The sequence below is a fragment of the Haemophilus sp. SZY H35 genome (assembly GCF_018829705.1).
Lineage (GTDB): Bacteria > Pseudomonadota > Gammaproteobacteria > Enterobacterales > Pasteurellaceae > Haemophilus > Haemophilus haemolyticus_K.
In genome coordinates this window covers 343,985-361,704 of the sequence record NZ_JAHKJZ010000002.1, presented here as the reverse complement: position 1 = coordinate 361,704, position 17,720 = coordinate 343,985, and the positions used below count along the sequence as shown (strand labels likewise).

At 38.9% G+C, this 17,720-nt stretch carries 16 protein-coding genes; 11 read left to right on the top strand and 5 right to left on the bottom strand.

The window, feature by feature from the left end:
• Positions 1-27 precede the first annotated feature (27 nt).
• The 5 genes from rnr to KP710_RS05370 all read left to right on the top strand — a co-directional run bounded on the left by rnr (position 28) and on the right by KP710_RS05370 (position 5,894).
• The gene (gene rnr, locus KP710_RS05390) at positions 28-2,376 is read left to right on the top strand and encodes a ribonuclease R (protein WP_111407657.1); all 2,349 of its coding nucleotides are present in this window, start codon (positions 28-30) and stop codon (positions 2,374-2,376) included.
• 55 nt (positions 2,377-2,431) lie between these two features.
• On the top strand, positions 2,432-3,175 hold the full coding sequence (rlmB, locus tag KP710_RS05385) for a 23S rRNA (guanosine(2251)-2'-O)-methyltransferase RlmB (RefSeq protein WP_111407656.1): 744 nt from the start codon (positions 2,432-2,434) through the stop codon (positions 3,173-3,175).
• A 211-nt stretch (positions 3,176-3,386) separates the two neighbouring features.
• Complete coding sequence (gene aroK / locus KP710_RS05380) at positions 3,387-3,929, top strand: shikimate kinase AroK (protein WP_048952768.1); 543 nt, start codon at positions 3,387-3,389, stop codon at positions 3,927-3,929.
• Between the two features lie 20 nt (positions 3,930-3,949).
• Positions 3,950-5,038, top strand: coding sequence for a 3-dehydroquinate synthase (gene aroB / locus KP710_RS05375; protein ID WP_048952769.1), 1,089 nt, complete (start codon positions 3,950-3,952; stop codon positions 5,036-5,038).
• 1 nt (position 5,039) lies between these two features.
• Complete coding sequence (locus tag KP710_RS05370) at positions 5,040-5,894, top strand: Dam family site-specific DNA-(adenine-N6)-methyltransferase (RefSeq protein ID WP_111407655.1); 855 nt, start codon at positions 5,040-5,042, stop codon at positions 5,892-5,894.
• On the opposite strand, the gene KP710_RS05365 is transcribed toward KP710_RS05370, so the two are convergent.
• Positions 5,884-6,213 (bottom strand): DciA family protein, encoded by a 330-nt coding sequence (locus KP710_RS05365; protein ID WP_048952771.1) that lies wholly within the window; start codon positions 6,211-6,213, stop codon positions 5,884-5,886. The two genes, KP710_RS05370 and KP710_RS05365, sit on opposite strands and share 11 nt — an antisense overlap.
• 78 nt (positions 6,214-6,291) lie before the next feature.
• On the opposite strand from KP710_RS05365, the gene secM reads away from it, so the two are divergent.
• From secM to mutT, 3 genes are all read left to right on the top strand, one after another.
• Positions 6,292-6,594: a secA translation cis-regulator SecM gene (gene secM, locus KP710_RS05360; RefSeq protein WP_048952772.1), complete on the top strand. Its 303-nt coding sequence runs from the start codon at positions 6,292-6,294 to the stop codon at positions 6,592-6,594.
• A 124-nt stretch (positions 6,595-6,718) separates the two neighbouring features.
• Positions 6,719-9,424, top strand: coding sequence for a preprotein translocase subunit SecA (gene secA / locus KP710_RS05355; protein WP_111407654.1), 2,706 nt, complete (start codon positions 6,719-6,721; stop codon positions 9,422-9,424).
• Positions 9,425-9,488: 64 nt separating this feature from the next.
• Positions 9,489-9,899, top strand: a complete 411-nt coding sequence (mutT, locus tag KP710_RS05350; protein ID WP_111407653.1) for an 8-oxo-dGTP diphosphatase MutT — start codon at positions 9,489-9,491, stop codon at positions 9,897-9,899.
• A gap of 82 nt (positions 9,900-9,981) precedes the next feature.
• Here the strand turns inward: mutT and holA are convergent, their stop codons facing one another.
• The 4 genes from holA to yggU all read right to left on the bottom strand — a co-directional run bounded on the left by holA (position 9,982) and on the right by yggU (position 14,615).
• On the bottom strand, positions 9,982-11,016 hold the full coding sequence (gene holA, locus KP710_RS05345; RefSeq protein ID WP_111407652.1) for a DNA polymerase III subunit delta: 1,035 nt from the start codon (positions 11,014-11,016) through the stop codon (positions 9,982-9,984).
• A complete protein-coding gene (locus KP710_RS05340; RefSeq protein WP_111407651.1) occupies positions 11,016-11,519 on the bottom strand; it encodes an LPS-assembly lipoprotein LptE in 504 nt (167 codons plus the stop codon). Before KP710_RS05340 ends, holA begins: the two co-directional genes overlap by 1 nt.
• Before the next feature lie 95 nt (positions 11,520-11,614).
• Positions 11,615-14,200, bottom strand: coding sequence for a leucine--tRNA ligase (gene leuS / locus KP710_RS05335; RefSeq protein WP_111407650.1), 2,586 nt, complete (start codon positions 14,198-14,200; stop codon positions 11,615-11,617).
• A gap of 127 nt (positions 14,201-14,327) precedes the next feature.
• Positions 14,328-14,615 (bottom strand): DUF167 family protein YggU, encoded by a 288-nt coding sequence (yggU, locus tag KP710_RS05330; RefSeq protein ID WP_111407649.1) that lies wholly within the window; start codon positions 14,613-14,615, stop codon positions 14,328-14,330.
• Positions 14,616-14,767: 152 nt separating this feature from the next.
• On the opposite strand from yggU, the gene uppS reads away from it, so the two are divergent.
• From uppS to rseP, 3 genes are read left to right on the top strand one after another with little or no spacing between them, the layout of a single operon-like run.
• Positions 14,768-15,487 (top strand): polyprenyl diphosphate synthase, encoded by a 720-nt coding sequence (gene uppS / locus KP710_RS05325; RefSeq protein WP_111407648.1) that lies wholly within the window; start codon positions 14,768-14,770, stop codon positions 15,485-15,487.
• A gap of 21 nt (positions 15,488-15,508) precedes the next feature.
• A complete protein-coding gene (locus KP710_RS05320; RefSeq protein ID WP_111407647.1) occupies positions 15,509-16,375 on the top strand; it encodes a phosphatidate cytidylyltransferase in 867 nt (288 codons plus the stop codon).
• A 9-nt stretch (positions 16,376-16,384) separates the two neighbouring features.
• Entirely contained in the window at positions 16,385-17,716 is a 1,332-nt protein-coding gene (gene rseP, locus KP710_RS05315; RefSeq protein WP_111407646.1) for a sigma E protease regulator RseP, read from the top strand.
• Positions 17,717-17,720 lie beyond the last annotated feature (4 nt).

The window sequence follows — 17,720 nt, the reverse complement described above, 5'->3', positions numbered from 1 at the left end:
CCGCACTTTTTAAAACTGTAAAAAATAATGACAAAAAAACGTAAAAACTTAATCAACCAAGATCCGCATTACAAACGAGAATTGGAAAAATACGGCAATCCAATCCCGAGCCGTGAATTCATTTTAAGCGTTATTCGAGACAATAATGCACCGATGAATCGGGATGAAATTTTGACCGCACTTTCCATTCGAAATGAAGATCAAATAGAAGCGATGCGTCGCCGGTTACGAGCGATGGAAAATGACGGACAATTAGTGTTCACCAAACGTAAACGCTATGCCTTACCAGAAAAATTAGATTTATTTAAAGGCACGGTAATTGGTCATCGCGAAGGTTTCGGTTTTTTACAGGTCGATGGCAAAAAAGATGATTTATTCATTCCGAACCATCAAATGCAAAAAGTCATGCATGGAGATTTTGTCTTAGCGCAACCTGCAGGTTTAGATCGTCGTGGTCGACGTGAAGTGCGAATTGTGCGCGTATTAGAAAGTCGTAAAAAACAAATTGTGGGCCGTTTTTTCTTAGAAAACGGTTTTAGCTATGTAGTGCCTGATGACAACAGAATTGGCCGAGATATTCTCGTGCCAAATGAACATCGTAATGGCGCTCGCATGGGACAAGTTGTCGTTGTCGAATTGCAAGAACGCTCTGCCAGTTTTAACCAGCCAATTGGCGTGATCACTGAAATTCTAGGCGATAATATGGCGAAAGGAATGGAAGTGGAAATCGCCTTGCGTAACCACGATATTCCCCATAAGTTTCCAAGTACGGTGGAAAAATATGTAAAAAAATTCACTGAAGAAGTCCCTGAAGAAGCAAAAAAAGGTCGTGTGGATTTACGCAATTTATCGCTTGTGACCATTGATGGTGAAGATGCTCGCGATTTTGACGATGCTGTTTATTGTGAAAAACATGGCAAAGGCTGGAAACTTTGGGTAGCGATTGCAGATGTCAGTTATTACGTACGTTTACGTTCCGCTTTGGATGTAGAAGCGCATAATCGTGGTAACTCGGTCTATTTTCCGAACCGAGTTGTACCAATGCTACCTGAAATTTTATCAAACGGCTTATGCTCTCTTAACCCACAAGTGGATCGTTTGTGTATGGTGTGTGAGATGCAAATTTCTGCCAAAGGTAAGCTCACAGATTATCGCTTTTATGAAGCGGTGATGAATTCTCACGCCCGCCTCACTTATACCAAAGTAGCAAAAATGCTTGAAGGCAATGAAGAATTACGCGCTCGTTATTCTACGCTTGTGCCTCATTTGGAAGCTCTTTATAAACTCTATCAAGCTTTGCTTGGTGCGCGTCATCAACGTGGTGCGATCGATTTTGAAACCATTGAAACTAAGTTTATTTTCAATGCAATGGGGAGAATTGAGCGCATTGAACCCGTTGTTCGAAATGATGCCCACAAAATCATTGAGGAATGTATGATTCTTGCGAATATCGCAGCAGCCAATTTTATGGAAAAACATAAAGAGCCTGCGTTATATCGTATTCATGCCACCCCGAGCGAAGAAAAATTAACATCTTTCCGCACTTTCTTAAGTGAGTTTGGTTTAACTTTAGAAGGCGGATTAAAACCAACCACAAAAGACTATGCTGCGCTCTTAGAAAAAGTTAAAGAACGACCTGATCATGAACTTATTCAAACAATGTTGCTACGTTCATTAAGCCAAGCTGTCTATCATGCTGATAATATTGGGCACTTTGGTTTGGCTTTGGAAGAGTATGCACACTTTACTTCGCCAATTCGCCGTTATCCAGACTTAACACTTCATCGAGGCATCAAGTATTTACTCGCTAAAGAACAAGGAGCAAAACGTAAAACAACTGATACTGGCGGTTATCATTACTCTTTTGATGAAATGGATTTACTTGGCAATCACTGTTCAATGACGGAACGCCGTGCTGACGACGCAACTCGTGAAGTGGCAGATTGGTTGAAATGCGAATATATGCAAGATCATGTTGGCGGTGAATTTAGCGGTGTTATTTCATCTGTGACTGGATTTGGTTTATTTGTACGCTTAGATGACTTATTCATCGATGGTTTAGTCCATATTTCCACCTTAGAAAACGATTATTACCAATTCGATGCAACAAAACAGCGTTTAATTGGAGAAAATAGCGGAATACAATATCGCTTAGGCGATAAAGTTCGCATCAAAGTTGAAGCAGTACATTTAGAAAATAAAATGGTCGATTTCTCGCTGATGGGGAGTGAACGTAAACCTCGTCGAGCTGGAAAAACCGCGAAAGAAAAAGCCAAGAAAGTCTTTAAAGAGCTACCGTCTAAAGCATCCAAAAAACGGAAAAGTGCGGTAAAAAAGAAAGAAGTTTCGAAGAAAACATCTAGAAAACGAAAATAATTCACTTCCTATTTTAAGAATGAATTAAAAATTCAAATAAGAAAAAGAGAAATTTATGTCAGAACAAATCTATGGCATTCATGCTGTTAATAGTATTTTAACCCATTCACCAGAACGTTTAATTGAAGTCTTCGTGCTTAAAGGCCGTGAAGATAAACGTCTACAGCCACTCTTAAATGAGCTTTATTCCCTAGGAATTGGTGTGCAATTCGTTAATCGACAAACACTTGATAAAAAAGCCGATGGTGAGGTTCATCAGGGTGTCATTGCTCGAGTACAAGCGGCAAAAGAACTTAATGAAAATGATCTTGATGAAATTCTTGCGAATAAACAAAATCCGCTTTTATTAGTTTTGGATGGTGTGACGGATCCACACAACTTAGGAGCATGTTTGCGAACAGCTGATGCAGCGGGCGCAGCAGCCGTGATCGTACCGAAAGATAAATCGGCACAATTAACATCTATCGCGCGTAAAGTTGCTTGTGGTGCTGCAGAAACCGTACCGTTAATTCGTGTAACCAATCTTTCTCGCACACTACGCGATTTACAGCAAAATCATAATATTTGGGTGGTTGGCACTGCTGGCGAAGCCACTGAAACCATTTATCAAAGCAAACTGACAGGGCCACTAGCACTTGTTATGGGAGCTGAAGGCGAAGGAATGCGTCGTTTAACGCGTGAACATTGCGATCAACTGATTAGCATTCCAATGGCTGGTTCAGTTTCATCATTAAATGTATCTGTCGCAACAGGGGTATGTTTATTTGAAATTGTGCGTCAGCGTTTAGCATACATTTAAGTTAGAAGCGTTGTAAATTTCACCGCTATTTTATTTTCCTTTTTCGTTAAAGAAAATAAATTCCCTCAAAAGGTTGAAAAATAGGGGGATTTATTGCGATAATTTAAACCATTTCGGGAAAATCTTTTTAACTGCTGAAGTTTATTTTGGCTTGTTTATTTTTTGTTAGAAAGATTAGATTTTTATTTCACCTTTAAATTAGATAAGAACAATGGCGGAAAAACGTAATATTTTTTTAGTCGGGCCAATGGGGGCAGGAAAAAGCACGATTGGTCGTCAGTTAGCGCAACAGTTAAATATGGATTTTGTTGATTCGGATGCTGTAATTGAAGAACGTGCTGGCGCAGATATTAGCTGGATTTTTGATCTGGAAGGCGAAGAGGGCTTCCGCAAACGTGAAGAACGTATTCTTAACGAACTCACTCAAATGCAGGGGATTGTCCTGTCTACTGGTGGAGGAGCAGTGCTTTCTAAAGATAGCCGTAATTATTTATCTGCACGTGGTATTGTAATTTATTTAGAAACTACTGTAGAAAAACAATTTCAACGTACTCAGCGTGACAAAAAACGTCCGCTGTTGCAAGGCGCAGAAGATCCTCGTCAAGTATTGGAAGAGTTGGCAAAAATTCGTAATCCACTTTATGAGGAAGTAGCTGACATCACCCTACCTACAGATGAGCAAAATGCCAAAGTAATGGTAAACCAGATTGTTGAACTCATCGATAATATGAATGGATTAAATGGCGCACTTTAAGTGTGTCTAAGGATAAATTTATGCTGTGCGTAAACGTGGAATTACAGGAGCGTCGTTACCCAATTTTAATTGGTAATGGACTATTGCAAGATGAACGCAGTTATCCGGTTAAGCGAGGAGAGCGCGTGATGATTGTGACGAATCCCACGGTTGCACAGTTTTACTTAGATACGGTAACATTTGCGCTAAAAAAACGCGGATGCGAAGTCGATCATGTTCTTTTGCCCGATGGTGAGAAGTATAAAACGCTTGAATCCTTAAATTTAATTTTTACTGCGCTTTTACAAGGTAATCATGGGCGTGATACAACAATTATAGCACTAGGTGGTGGTGTGATTGGTGATGTGGCAGGATTTGCCGCAGCCAGTTATCAACGAGGAGTACGATTAATTCAAATTCCAACCACTTTACTTTCCCAAGTGGATTCTTCTGTTGGAGGAAAAACAGCAGTGAATCATGAACTTGGGAAAAATATGATCGGTGCATTTTATCAGCCCTCTATGGTTATTATTGATACGCATACTCTTGGCACGTTACCAAAACGTGAAGTAAATGCAGGGTTGGCTGAAGTAATAAAATATGGCGCAATTTTAGATTACGAATTTTTTGAATGGCTTGAAGCTCATATTGATGAGCTTGTTGCATTAAATAACGAATCCCTACAACATTGTATTGCTCGTTGCTGTCAAATTAAAGCGGATGTAGTTGCTCGTGATGAAACAGAAAAAGGTGATCGAGCTTTACTTAATCTTGGTCATACCTTTGGACATGCGATTGAAACTCATCTCGGCTATGGTAACTGGCTCCATGGTGAAGCGGTATCTACCGGAATGATGATGGCAGCCGCGCTTTCCGAGCAGTTGGGTGATATTTCTGTAGCAGATGTTTCACGCTTAGAAAAATTACTCGCACGCGCTAATTTGCCCACCTTATCACCGGATTCGATGCAGCCGGAGGACTATTTACCGCATATGATGCGAGATAAAAAAGTTCTAGCAGGTAAGTTGCGTCTGGTGTTACTTAAATCACTAGGTCAAGCTTATATAGTAACTGATACTGATAAGGATCTTGTGTTAAACGCTATTAAGCGTTGTACCCAAATGGACTAAGATGTTACGTCCAAAAAAACATTCCCTAAAACCGAAACTTAAACACCGTCCATTTTTGAAATGGGCTGGTGGGAAGTTTCGTTTAACAGATGAAATTAATAATATCTTTCCTAAGAGAAAACAATGTCTTATTGAACCGTTCGTCGGAGCAGGGGCCGTTTTTTTAAACTCGAATTTTGAGCGCTATATTTTGGCTGATATTAATCCTGATTTAATTAATCTTTTTAATATAGTGAAAGAAAATGTAGATGTTTACATTGAGGCTTGTAAAACCATTTTTTTTGCCCCTAATGCGAATGATCCTGATTACTACTATGACAAACGTCGCCAATTTAATGCTTCAACTGATCCTTTTGAACGATCTGTACTTTTTCTCTACTTAAATCGCTTTGGGTTTAATGGACTATGCCGTTATAACAGCAGAAATGAATTTAATGTGCCTTTTGGCGCATATAAAACGCATTATTTCCCAGAGGACGAGTTACGTTATTTTGCACATAAGGCACAAAGTGCAATATTTTTATGTAGCGATTTTCAGCAAACATTTGCATTAGCTGATAAAGATTCGGTGATTTACTGCGATCCACCTTATGCTCCCTTACTGCAGGATTCAAATTTTACGAGCTATGCGGGTAATGAGTTTAGTTGTGAGCATCAACTCATTTTAGCTGAACTCGCAAAATTTACACAAAAAGAAAAACAAATTTCGGTTTTAATATCTAACCACGATACCAAATTTACCCGAGAAATTTATAAGGGGGCTAAATTTAAACGTGTGAAAGTACAACGCTCGATTAGCCAGAGCTCAGAAAAACGAGTAAAAGTAAGAGAGTTGATTGCGATTTTTAAGGTATAATTTTTGATAGCTCAGGGTTTATAACGATATCCAATTTTATGATTTGTGGAAAATCCTCTTGAATTAATTTTATAAGTTCAGTTTGACGAAATAAGATTCCTTGACGCACTATTGCATTCGATACTTCTAAAAAAAGACTATTACCGTTAACGGAACCAATACGAAATTTGCCGTGAAATTCCTGTGGAAAAATGCGGTTAAATTTTTGATTCAGTTCATTGATAGCAAGACCTTTTTTCATTATTTTGGCAAAGGGCGATTGCTCAAGCACATCCATAATATTGACTGCTTTTTGATAACGCTCAGCCTTGTTTTCCATAAAGTCTGCCCCCAGTAAATGACATTAGTTTAGATTTCCGCTACAATACACGCAATTTTCATAATAAACAACGAGATGATGATTTCAGGCACTGTCAAACCGAATTTTTGGTCGCGATTACTTTTAAGTATCATCGCGATTTTTGCTTTGCCTAACGCACAAAGTTTTGAAAATCAAAATAATGCAGAAAATTATTCTTCAAGTGTTTCCATTCAACAAGCGTTAGAGACGGTAAAAGTTGCACGTGAAGTGCAACGACAAGCCATTCCTCAACCTTCAATTTCCCACCAAACTGAAAAACAACTTAAAATTCAACCGCACTTTTTGGTTGAAGTGTTGAATCCTAGTGCGCCAATTCGAGCAGGCCCTTTGCTTATTTAATTTTCTGTTTTCTGTAAAGAATATTGCTATTGAAATAGCGATATTTTTAAAAAATTATTGTGCATGAAATAAAGTATTTCATACGCATTTAACTATTTAACTTATATATTTAAAAAGAGAAATTATGAGCATTTTAACGAAAATTTTTGGCAGCCGTAACGACCGTATTTTACGTAAATTAAGAAAACAAGTTGCAAAAATCAATAAATTAGAACCTGAGTTTGAAGCCCTCACAGATGAACAACTTCGTGCAAAAACAGATGAATTCCGTCAACGTTTAAGTGCGGGCGAAACTTTGCAACAAATTTTACCAGAAGCATTCGCAACGGTACGTGAAGCAAGTAAGCGCGTGCTTGGTATGAGACATTTTGATGTTCAGCTTATTGGCGGAATGGTATTGACTAACCGCTGTATCGCAGAAATGCGTACTGGTGAAGGTAAAACATTAACGGCGACTTTGCCTTGTTATTTAATCGCACTTGAAGGTAAAGGCGTTCATGTTGTGACGGTGAATGATTATCTTGCTCGCCGAGACGCAGAAACCAACCGTCCGTTATTTGAATTTTTGGGCATGAGTGTAGGCGTAAATATTCCTGGTTTACCGCCGGAAGAAAAACGTGCCGCTTATGCAGCAGATATTACTTATGCAACCAATAGTGAACTTGGTTTTGACTACTTACGTGACAACTTAGCTCACTCAAAAGAAGAGCGTTTCCAACGTACTTTAGGGTATGCGCTGGTGGATGAAGTAGATTCCATCTTAATTGATGAAGCCCGTACGCCATTGATTATTTCTGGTCAAGCGGAAGACAGTTCTGCGCTTTATATTGCAGTCAATAAACTGATTCCAAACTTAATTAAACAGGAAAAAGAAGATACAGAAGAATATCAAGGCGAAGGGGACTTTACTTTAGATCTTAAATCTAAACAGGCACATTTAACGGAACGTGGCCAAGAAAAAGTGGAAGATTGGTTGATTGCGCAAGGTTTAATGCCTGAAGGTGATTCTTTGTATTCTCCAGGTCGAATTGTATTGCTTCATCATGTTATGGCTGCCTTGCGTGCACACACATTGTTTGAAAAAGATGTCGATTACATTGTGAAAGATGGTGAAATCGTGATTGTTGATGAACATACTGGTCGAACAATGGCAGGGCGTCGCTGGTCAGATGGTTTACACCAAGCTATTGAGGCAAAAGAAGGGGTTGAAATTAAGAGCGAAAACCAAACTGTTGCGTCAATTTCTTACCAAAACTACTTCCGTTTATATGAGCGTCTTGCGGGTATGACGGGGACTGCGGATACCGAAGCGTTTGAGTTCCAACAAATTTACGGATTGGAAACCGTTGTGATTCCAACAAACCGCCCAATGATTCGTGATGATCGCACAGATGTGATGTTTGAAAATGAACAATATAAATTTAATGCGATTATTGAAGATATCAAAGATTGTGTAGAACGCCAGCAACCAGTATTAGTGGGGACGATTTCAGTAGAAAAATCGGAAGAGTTATCTAAGGCTTTAGATAAAGCGGGTATCAAACACAATGTGTTGAATGCGAAATTCCACCAACAAGAAGCGGAAATCGTGGCAGAAGCGGGTTATCCTGGTGCGGTGACTATCGCAACGAATATGGCGGGGCGCGGTACGGATATTATCCTTGGTGGTAACTGGAAAGCGCAGGCTGCCAAATTAGAAAATCCAACTCAAGAACAAATTGAAGCGCTTAAAGCTGAGTGGGAAAAGAACCACGAGATTGTAATGAAAGCAGGTGGTTTGCATATTATCGGTACGGAGCGTCATGAATCTCGCCGTATCGATAACCAGTTGCGTGGTCGTTCTGGTCGTCAAGGTGACCCAGGATCTTCTCGTTTCTACCTTTCTTTGGAGGACGGCTTAATGCGCATTTATTTGAATGAAGGTAAACTCAATTTAATGCGTAAAGCGTTCACCGTGCCTGGTGAGGCTATGGAATCGAAAATGTTGGCGAAAGTGATTGCATCTGCTCAAGCAAAAGTTGAGGCTTTCCATTTCGATGGCCGTAAAAACCTACTTGAATATGATGATGTTGCAAATGACCAACGTCATGCAATTTATGAGCAACGCAATTATTTGCTTGATAATGATGATATTTCTGAAACTATCAACGCCATCCGCCACGATGTATTTAATAACGTGATTGATCAATATATTCCACCGCAATCTTTGGAAGAACAATGGGATATTAAAGGGCTTGAAGAACGCTTAGCTCAAGAGTTTGGTATGGAATTACCAATTTCTCATTGGCTGGAAGAAGATAATAATCTGCACGAAGAAAACTTGCGTGAACGCATCGTAGAAGTCGCCGAAAAAGAATATAAAGAAAAAGAAGCGCTGGCTGGTGAAGAAACCATGCGTAACTTTGAAAAAGGTGTCATGTTACAAACCTTAGATGAGCTTTGGAAAGAGCACTTAGCGGCGATGGATTATTTACGCCAAGGTATTCATTTACGTGGCTATGCGCAAAAAGATCCAAAACAAGAGTATAAAAAAGAATCTTTCCGTATGTTTACGGAAATGCTGGATTCTTTAAAACACCATGTTATCACGACTTTAACGCGTGTACGTGTGCGTACTCAAGAAGAAATGGAAGAAGCTGAACGAGCTCGTCAGGAGATGGCTGCTCGTATCAATCAAAATAATTTACCTGTGGATGAAAATGGTCAGGCAATCCAAAATTCAGATTCTGAAGATTATTCAGATCGTCGCATTGGACGCAATGAGCCTTGTCCTTGTGGTTCGGGTAAAAAATATAAGCATTGTCATGGTAGTCGTGCTGCTCGCCATTAATGATTAGCCAAAGTGCGGTGATTTTTCACCGCACTTTTTTCATAGATGCTATTGGATAGAAGAAATGGATAAAAAAATTATACAAGTTTCTGCAGGTATTATTCGTAATGAGTTTGGTCAGATCTATTTAACGCAGCGTTTAGAAGGACAGGATTTTGCGCAATCTTTAGAATTTCCAGGTGGAAAAGTGGATGCGCGGGAAACCCCAGAACAGGCTTTAAAACGTGAACTGGAAGAGGAAATTGGCATTGTGGTATTAAATGCTCAACTTTACGAGCGCTTCCAATTTGAATATCCAACAAAGATTATTTCTTTTTTCTTTTATGTCGTAGATGAATGGATTGGTGAGCCTTTTGGGCGAGAAGGGCAAGAAGGTTTTTGGGTTGAGCAACGTGCATTAGATGCAGGACAGTTTCCTCCCGCTAATGCAAAATTAATTCAGCGATTACTGAATGAAACAAATAATTCTCTTTAAAATAAACCCCAGTTTTTAGCTGGGGTTTATTTTTAATCTATTGATTGCAAAGAATGTGAATTCACGGCTGAAAAATAGTGCTCTACAAACAAATTTTTACAGATAAATCAGCAAGTTTAATCCACACTTCATCTCTAAATTCTTGCTTAGCAAGACGTTCTATATTGGCGAGCTCTTGAATAATTTCGTAGAGCTTTTGGTAGGTTAAACGTTGAATCGCACTTAAAAAGAGCGGTCGGCGATTTTGCCAGATTTTTAGACGGTCAAATTCAAGCTTAATTTGTTGAGTTGGAAGTTTTTCCGTTGTCATAATACGTTGCTGTGGTTTTGTGAGTTCAAGCAACGTAAATAATTCTCGCTGTAGTGTGCGTAATAAAATAACAGGTTGTACATCTTCAGCTTGTAACCCTTTTAAAATACGTTTAGCGCGATTTGCTTTTCCCATTAACAAAGCATCAATCCATTGAAATGGTGTAAAAATTGAGGATTGTTCTACTACGCTAATAACACGATTGTAGTTAAGTTTATGATCAGAATAGAGCAAATCTAAAAGCTGAAGAGCTTGTTTGAGCGCAAGCAGGTTATTCTCATAACTGTAACAAAGTTGTTGAATTGCTTCATCATCAGCTTCTAATTCCATCGCTTTGATACGATTTTTTACCCAACGAGGGAGATTTTCTGCTGTAGGTGTTTGACAATTTACAAGAATCGCATTGGTTTCATATTGGTTTAGTTCAACAAACCATGCTTGGTTTTCATTTGCTTTTGCTAGCTTTGCAATTTGTAAAATCAGCAAGATATCGTCATGTAGAACCGAAATAAATTCTTGCAGATTTTTCTGTAAAAGTGCGGTGAAATTTTCAGGTAAATTTAATACCATGACTTGTTTATTAAAAAACAATCCCATGGACTGACAGGATTCTATGAGTTGTGCCCAGTCAGTTTGACTATCAATCTGAATGTTATTTTTCTCATCGAATCCTTGTTGGTTGGCTGTTTTATAAATGGCATCTTCACTTTCACTCAGTAACAATGGATCTTGTCCTACCAAAAAGTAAACTTTGGCTAAACGTTGGGAAAGATGTTGATTGAGTTGCTCAGGGACGATGCGATTCATTATTTGTTTTTCACTTGTTTTTCTAATGCAACCATTTTAGTAATGAGCTGACGAGCAGCTTGTTCCCGCATATCATTCCAAATTACTTCTCGTTCGCTAGATTTAGCTAATGCTGCGCGAGAGTTATCAAAGAAAGTGCGGTTGACTTTTGCCGTGATTGGATGGCTTTCACCATTCGCTAAACGAATGCTAGCTTCCACTTCTAACATCAATACTTTTTCAGCTTCGCGTCCGCGTTTAAAGACGGAGGCAACTTCATCATTTGTGCGGAATTTATTTATGCGCAAAACAGGAATGCCTTGAGTAGAATTGACGAGTTGAACATTATTCGCTTGTAACTGATTGCGCATCGCTACTGACATTTCGCTGTATGGATCGGGGCTTTCAAATGTAAGAGTACGTAATTCTTGTGGAATTAATGTACCGTTTTGAAAATGCCAGCCGCAAGCAGAAAGCGCGGTAAAACCTGCTACAATAAACACTACTTTGATTGATTTAATCATAAAAATTACCTTTATTGTGGAGTGTACAAATTTAAAATCCATACACTAATAAAGATAGAATCTGTGAAATATCAATATTCCACAGATTCTACGGATTATGGTTTAACCACAAAATTCAACATTTTTAATGGAATATAGATCTCTTTAAGAATTTCTTTTCCATCAAGGAATTTTGCAACATTAGGATCTGCTTTAGCTGCTGCTTTAATTTCTTCTTCTGAAGATGTTGCAGGAACAGTCACTTTTCCACGAACTTTGCCATTTACTTGCACTACAATGAGTTTTTCATCTTCTACCATTGCGGCTTCATCAGCCTTCACCCATTCAGCGGTATCGATGTTGCTTTCATTTCCTAGCGCTTGCCATAATTCAAAGCAGATATGTGGTGTAATTGGATAAAGCATACGAACAACTGCACTTAATGCTTCCGCCATGACAGCACGATCTTGATCACTTTCTAAGGAAGCCTTAGTGAGTTTATTCATCAACTCCATTACTGCTGCAATCGCAGTATTAAATGTTTGACGGCGACCAATATCATCGCTCACTTTCGCAATCGTTTTATGTACTTCACGACGAAGCGCTTTTTGCGCTGCTGAAAGTGCGGTGATATCTAGGCTAGTTTTTGCTGGGTTTTGTTGATATTGATATACCAAATTCCAAACACGCCCTAAGAAACGTTTCGCACCTTCTACGCCAGATTCTTGCCATTCCAAGGTCATTTCTGCTGGAGAGGCAAACATCATGAACAGACGAACAGTATCGGCACCATATTTTTCTACCATTTCTTGTGGGTCAATACCGTTATTTTTCGATTTCGACATTTTGGTCATGCCACTGTGGACTAATTCACGCCCTTCAGGATCGGTGGCTTTAATGATGCGACCTTTCTCATCACGCTCAAGGGTCACTTGAGTTGGGCTTACCCAAATACGCTCATTGGTTGGACTTGTGTAGTAGAAGGCATCTGCAAGCACCATACCTTGACACAATAATTTATCGGCTGGCTCGTCACTGGTTACAAATCCCGCATCGCGTAATAATTTGTGGAAGAAACGGAAGTAGAGCAAGTGCATTGTTGCGTGTTCAATACCACCGATATATTGATCCACTGGTAACCAATAGTTTGCTTCTTCCGCATCAAGCATGCCATTTTGATATTGTGGACAAGTGTAGCGAGCGTAATACCAAGAGGATTCCATAAAGGTATCAAAGGTATCCGTTTCTTTGAATGCTGGTGCACCGTTAAGCGTTGTTTTTGCCCAGTTAGGATCAGCTTTAATTGGGCTTTTCACGCCATCCATTACCACATCTTCAGGAAGAATAATAGGTAAATCTTCCATTGGTGCAGGTACTACATCGCCATTTTCAAGGGTTAGCATAGGAATTGGCGCCCCCCAATAACGTTGGCGAGAAACACCCCAGTCACGTAAACGGTAATTCACTTGACGTTTTCCAACACCTAATTTTTCTAATTTATCTGCAATGCCATTGAAAGCGCCATCAAAATCTAAACCATCAAACTCAGCTGAGTTCACTAATTTACCGTGCTCAACGAAAGCTTGTTTGGTTAAATCAATTTCTTCATCTGCAAGAGGTGCGATCACTTGTTTAATTGGCAAACTGTATTTTTGAGCAAATTCAAAGTCACGTTGGTCGTGTGCAGGAACCGCCATGACAGCACCTGTGCCATAGTGCATTAACACGAAATTCGCAACCCAAATTGGTAATTTTTCCCCCGTCAATGGATGAATGGCAAACAAGCCCGTTGCCATTCCTTTTTTCTCCATTGTTGCAAGATCAGCTTCTGCTACTTTGGCGTTTTTCGCTTCTTGGATAAAGGCGGCTAATTCGGGATTGTTTTGAGCAGCCAAACTTGCTAATGGATGTGCTGCCGCAATGCCTAAATAACTCACGCCGTAAAAGGTATCTGGACGCGTGGTGTAAACCGCTACTTTTTCGTTGGTATCTGCAACATCAAAAGTAATTTCTACCCCTTCAGAACGACCGATCCAGTTACGTTGCATAGTTTTTACCATGTCTGGCCATTGTGGAAGGGTATTTAAACCACCTAATAATTGCTCTGCGTAGTCAGTAATTTTGATAAACCATTGTGGGATTTCTTTTTGTTCAACAGGTGTATCACAACGCCAGCAACAACCTTCGTGTACTTGCTCGTTTGCAAGTACGGTTTCATCATTCGGACACCAGTTTACGGTTGAGGTTTTTTTATACACTAAGCCTTTTTTGTAAAGCTCAGTGAAGAACCATTGTTCCCATTTGTAGTATTCTGGTTTACAGGTTGCGATTTCACGATCCCAGTCGAAACCAAAACCTAAAAGCTGAAGTTGTTTTTTCATGTAGGCAATGTTTTCGTATGTCCATTTAGCAGGTGCAGTTTTGTTTTTGATCGCAGCACCTTCTGCCGGTAAGCCGAAAGCATCCCAACCAAATGGTTGTAATACGTTTTTGCCTAGCATGCGTTGATAACGAGAAATTACATCACCAATAGTGTAGTTACGCACGTGCCCCATATGTAGGCGACCAGAAGGATACGGGAACATAGAAAGACAGTAATATTTTTCTTTAGATTCGTCTTTGATTGCTTTGAAAACTTTATTTTCTGCCCAATATTGTTGAACCTTTGGTTCGATCATATCGGGGCGATATTGTTCTTGCATAAAATCACCTTAAATTTTAACCGCACTTTTGCAGTATTTTGACAATAGAAAATGTGGCATAGAATACCGTAAAACGGCATAAATTGATAGCTTGAGAGTCCAAAGTGCGGTGATTTTTTCTTTGTTTTTACAATAGATTTTGAATTTCTTTTGGAATTAATTTGGGTTCAGGAATCCAAACTTGTTTGTGTCGGCTCAATTCCCCTTTTTCTAAAATAATACTGCTTTTGGGTACTTTGAAGGATTTACTTAAAAATTTCAATAAATGCGCATTTGCTTGACCATCAATGGGTGGTGCAGTAATGGTAATTTTTAATTCATCATTGTGAATGCCAGCAATATGATCTTTACTGGCTTTTGGCTGTAAGAATATTCTTAATCTAATACCGTCTTTATTTTGTTCAATCGCAGACATAAATTCTTCGTTTTTCTTATTTTTATTTATTATAAAAATGAATTATGTAAAAAATAAAGTGTAGATTAGGGCCCGCTAATCCATAGCAAGCAAATACAACTTATGATATAGTTCACAGCCGAATTTATAGGGATCTTTTTATAATAAAAATAATGATAGAACTCGATCAAAACAATATTCCAAAACACGTTGCCATTATTATGGATGGTAATGGTCGGTGGGCTAAACAGAAAAATAAAATGCGTATTTTTGGCCATACCAATGGCGTATCTGCAGTTCGCAGAGCGGTAAGTTATGCTCGCCAAACTGGAGTAAATTTTCTTACACTTTATGCCTTTAGCAGCGAAAATTGGAATCGACCAGAGCAAGAAGTCAGCGCGTTAATGACGCTTTTTATGCAAGCTTTAGATCGCGAAGTAAAAAAATTACATAAAAATAATATTCGCCTGAAAATTATTGGCGATGTATCTCGTTTTAGTGAATCTTTGCAAGAAAAAATTTCAAAAGCGGAAAATTTAACAGAAAAAAATACCGCACTTACGCTCAATATTGCGGCAAATTATGGCGGTTGTTGGGATATTGTACAAGCGACAAAACAACTCGCAGAAAAAGTAAAAAATAATGAAATGAGCGTTGAAGAGATTGATGAAATTGCTTTTCAGCGTCATTTGGTTACACAAGATGAACCACCAGTAGATCTGTTGATTCGTACCAGTGGTGAACAACGAATTAGTAATTTTTTATTATGGCAAATTGCATATGCGGAACTTTATTTTTCCGATGTGCTGTGGCCAGATTTTGATGAGGCGGAATTTAACCGTGCCATCGCCTGTTATCAACAACGTCATCGCCGTTTTGGTGGGACAGAATAATTCAATAAATGGATTAAAATTATGCTTAAACAACGAGTTTTATCTGCCATTGTGTTAATCGCAGCGGTGTTATGTGCGCTATTTTTATTCACGCCTTTTTATTTTGCCCTCGCTTTAGGGGCAGTAGCGACTTTAGGTGTTTGGGAATGGACTCAGTTTGCTCGCCTTAAACAGCCTTTAGCACGTTTTTGTGTTGCTGCTTTTTTAGGTGCTTTTATTTTTTTATGGCTCTACACTGAGAGCAACTATTTAGATGCAGGTCGTGTGTTTGAACAGCATCTTCAGCTTCTTTTGATGAACGCTGTTGGTTGGTGGATTTTAGCTTTATTGCTTGTGGTGAGTTATCCTAAATCAGCTAAATTTTGGTCTAAAAATCCTCTTTTACAGCTTTTATTTGCCTTTTCTACTTTAATCCCATTTATAGCGGGGGTATTACGTTTACGTTTAGAACACTATACCCATGATCCTTATCACGGCTTATTTTTATTACTTTACGTGTTTGTGCTTGTTTGGGCAGCTGATTCAGGCGCTTATTTTAGCGGACGCGCATTTGGTAAACGTAAACTTGCGCCAAAAGTTTCACCGGGTAAAAGCTGGGAAGGCGTTGCTGGTGGTTTAATTACTGCGTTAGTGCTTGCTTTTGTGTTTATTCATTTCTTTGGTGATGCTTTAGTTGGTGAGCGAAATATCACTGGATTCGTTATCCTTTCCGTTGCAACAGTTGCAATTTCGGTATTGGGTGATTTAACTGAAAGCATGTTTAAACGTGAGTCTGGTGTGAAAGACAGCAGCCAATTGATTCCTGGTCATGGTGGTGTATTAGATCGTATTGATAGCTTGACTGCCGCGGTACCTTTTTTCAGCTACTTCTATTTCTTTGTGTTATAAGGATTCTGAATGTCATTTTTGTGGTCGCTAGGTTCTTTTATCATTGCTATTGCGGTATTAGTATCCGTTCACGAATATGGTCACTTTTGGGCTGCTAGAAAGTGCGGTATAAAAGTCCATCGTTTTTCAATTGGCTTTGGTAAAGTCATTTGGAAACGTATTGATAAGCATGGTACAGAATTTGCGGTTTCAATGATTCCTTTAGGCGGCTATGTAAAAATGCTTGATGGACGCAATGAAGAGGTTCCAGTTGAACAAAAGCCACAAGCATTTGACAGTAAAAGCGTATTACAACGCGCATTTGTGATTATTGCAGGCCCTTTGGCGAATTTTATTTTCGCGATTTTTGCCTATTGGGTCATCTACCTTTATGGAATGCCAAGTGTTAAACCTGTAATTGAATCGATAACGCCAAGTTCAATCGCTGCACAAGCGCACATTGAACCTAATACACAAATTCTAGCGGTTGATGGCGAAAAAACTCAAGATTGGGAAACCATCAATATGCTACTTGCCACAAAAATGGGGGAGCCTAATGTTGAGATTACCCTTTCTTCTTTTGGTTCCAATATTGAACAACAACGAACTTTAAATCTTACAAATTGGACTTTTGATCCTGAAAAAGAAAGTTCGTTTGAGGCATTAGGCATTATGCCTATGCGTCCTAAAGTGGAAATGGTGCTTTCTAAAGTTGTTCAAGGTTCTCCAGCTGAGAAAGCAGGTTTACAAATCGGTGATAAAATTTTAAAAGAAAATTTAACCGCACTTACTTGGCAAGATTTTATAAAACAGGTCGAACAAGGCGAATCTTTTTCTATTAAAGTTGAACGTAATGGGGAAACGCTTGACAAAATTATCAGTCCAGTGCGTAATCAGAGTGGAAAATGGTTTGTAGGCGTGAGTCCTACTTTTATAAAATTAGGTGATGAGTACCGCACAGAGTTAAAATATGGTATTCTTGAATCAGTTCAAAAAGGTATTGAAAAAACAACTCAGCTTTCTCTTTTAACATTAAAAGTATTAGGAAAACTGATTAGCGGTGATTTGTCATTAAATAATTTAAGTGGGCCAATTTCTATTGCTAAAGGTGCGGGAGCATCATCAAGTATTGGATTCATTTATTTTTTGAGTTTTATGGCATTAGTCAGTGTTAATTTGGGTATTATGAATCTATTTCCATTGCCTGTGTTAGATGGTGGCCATTTGGTTTTTCTTGCAGTTGAAGCAATAAAAGGAAAACCTATTTCTGAACAGGTACAAAATGTCTGTTATCGAATTGGTGCGGCGTTGTTGCTAACATTAACAGCGTTTGCGTTATTTAATGATTTTTTACGTCTATAATTTT

Excerpts from the sequence above, each read along its gene's own strand:
- rnr (WP_111407657.1), top strand. The coding sequence starts at position 28 with ATGACAAAAAAACGTAAAAACTTAATCAACCAAGATCCGCATTACAAA.
- rlmB (WP_111407656.1), top strand. The coding sequence starts at position 2,432 with ATGTCAGAACAAATCTATGGCATTCATGCTGTTAATAGTATTTTAACC.
- aroK (WP_048952768.1), top strand. The coding sequence starts at position 3,387 with ATGGCGGAAAAACGTAATATTTTTTTAGTCGGGCCAATGGGGGCAGGA.
- aroB (WP_048952769.1), top strand. The coding sequence starts at position 3,950 with ATGCTGTGCGTAAACGTGGAATTACAGGAGCGTCGTTACCCAATTTTA.
- KP710_RS05370 (WP_111407655.1), top strand. The coding sequence starts at position 5,040 with ATGTTACGTCCAAAAAAACATTCCCTAAAACCGAAACTTAAACACCGT.
- KP710_RS05365 (WP_048952771.1), bottom strand. The coding sequence starts at position 6,213 with ATGGAAAACAAGGCTGAGCGTTATCAAAAAGCAGTCAATATTATGGAT.
- secM (WP_048952772.1), top strand. The coding sequence starts at position 6,292 with ATGATTTCAGGCACTGTCAAACCGAATTTTTGGTCGCGATTACTTTTA.
- secA (WP_111407654.1), top strand. The coding sequence starts at position 6,719 with ATGAGCATTTTAACGAAAATTTTTGGCAGCCGTAACGACCGTATTTTA.
- mutT (WP_111407653.1), top strand. The coding sequence starts at position 9,489 with ATGGATAAAAAAATTATACAAGTTTCTGCAGGTATTATTCGTAATGAG.
- holA (WP_111407652.1), bottom strand. The coding sequence starts at position 11,016 with ATGAATCGCATCGTCCCTGAGCAACTCAATCAACATCTTTCCCAACGT.
- KP710_RS05340 (WP_111407651.1), bottom strand. The coding sequence starts at position 11,519 with ATGATTAAATCAATCAAAGTAGTGTTTATTGTAGCAGGTTTTACCGCG.
- leuS (WP_111407650.1), bottom strand. The coding sequence starts at position 14,200 with ATGCAAGAACAATATCGCCCCGATATGATCGAACCAAAGGTTCAACAA.
- yggU (WP_111407649.1), bottom strand. The coding sequence starts at position 14,615 with ATGTCTGCGATTGAACAAAATAAAGACGGTATTAGATTAAGAATATTC.
- uppS (WP_111407648.1), top strand. The coding sequence starts at position 14,768 with ATGATAGAACTCGATCAAAACAATATTCCAAAACACGTTGCCATTATT.
- KP710_RS05320 (WP_111407647.1), top strand. The coding sequence starts at position 15,509 with ATGCTTAAACAACGAGTTTTATCTGCCATTGTGTTAATCGCAGCGGTG.
- rseP (WP_111407646.1), top strand. The coding sequence starts at position 16,385 with ATGTCATTTTTGTGGTCGCTAGGTTCTTTTATCATTGCTATTGCGGTA.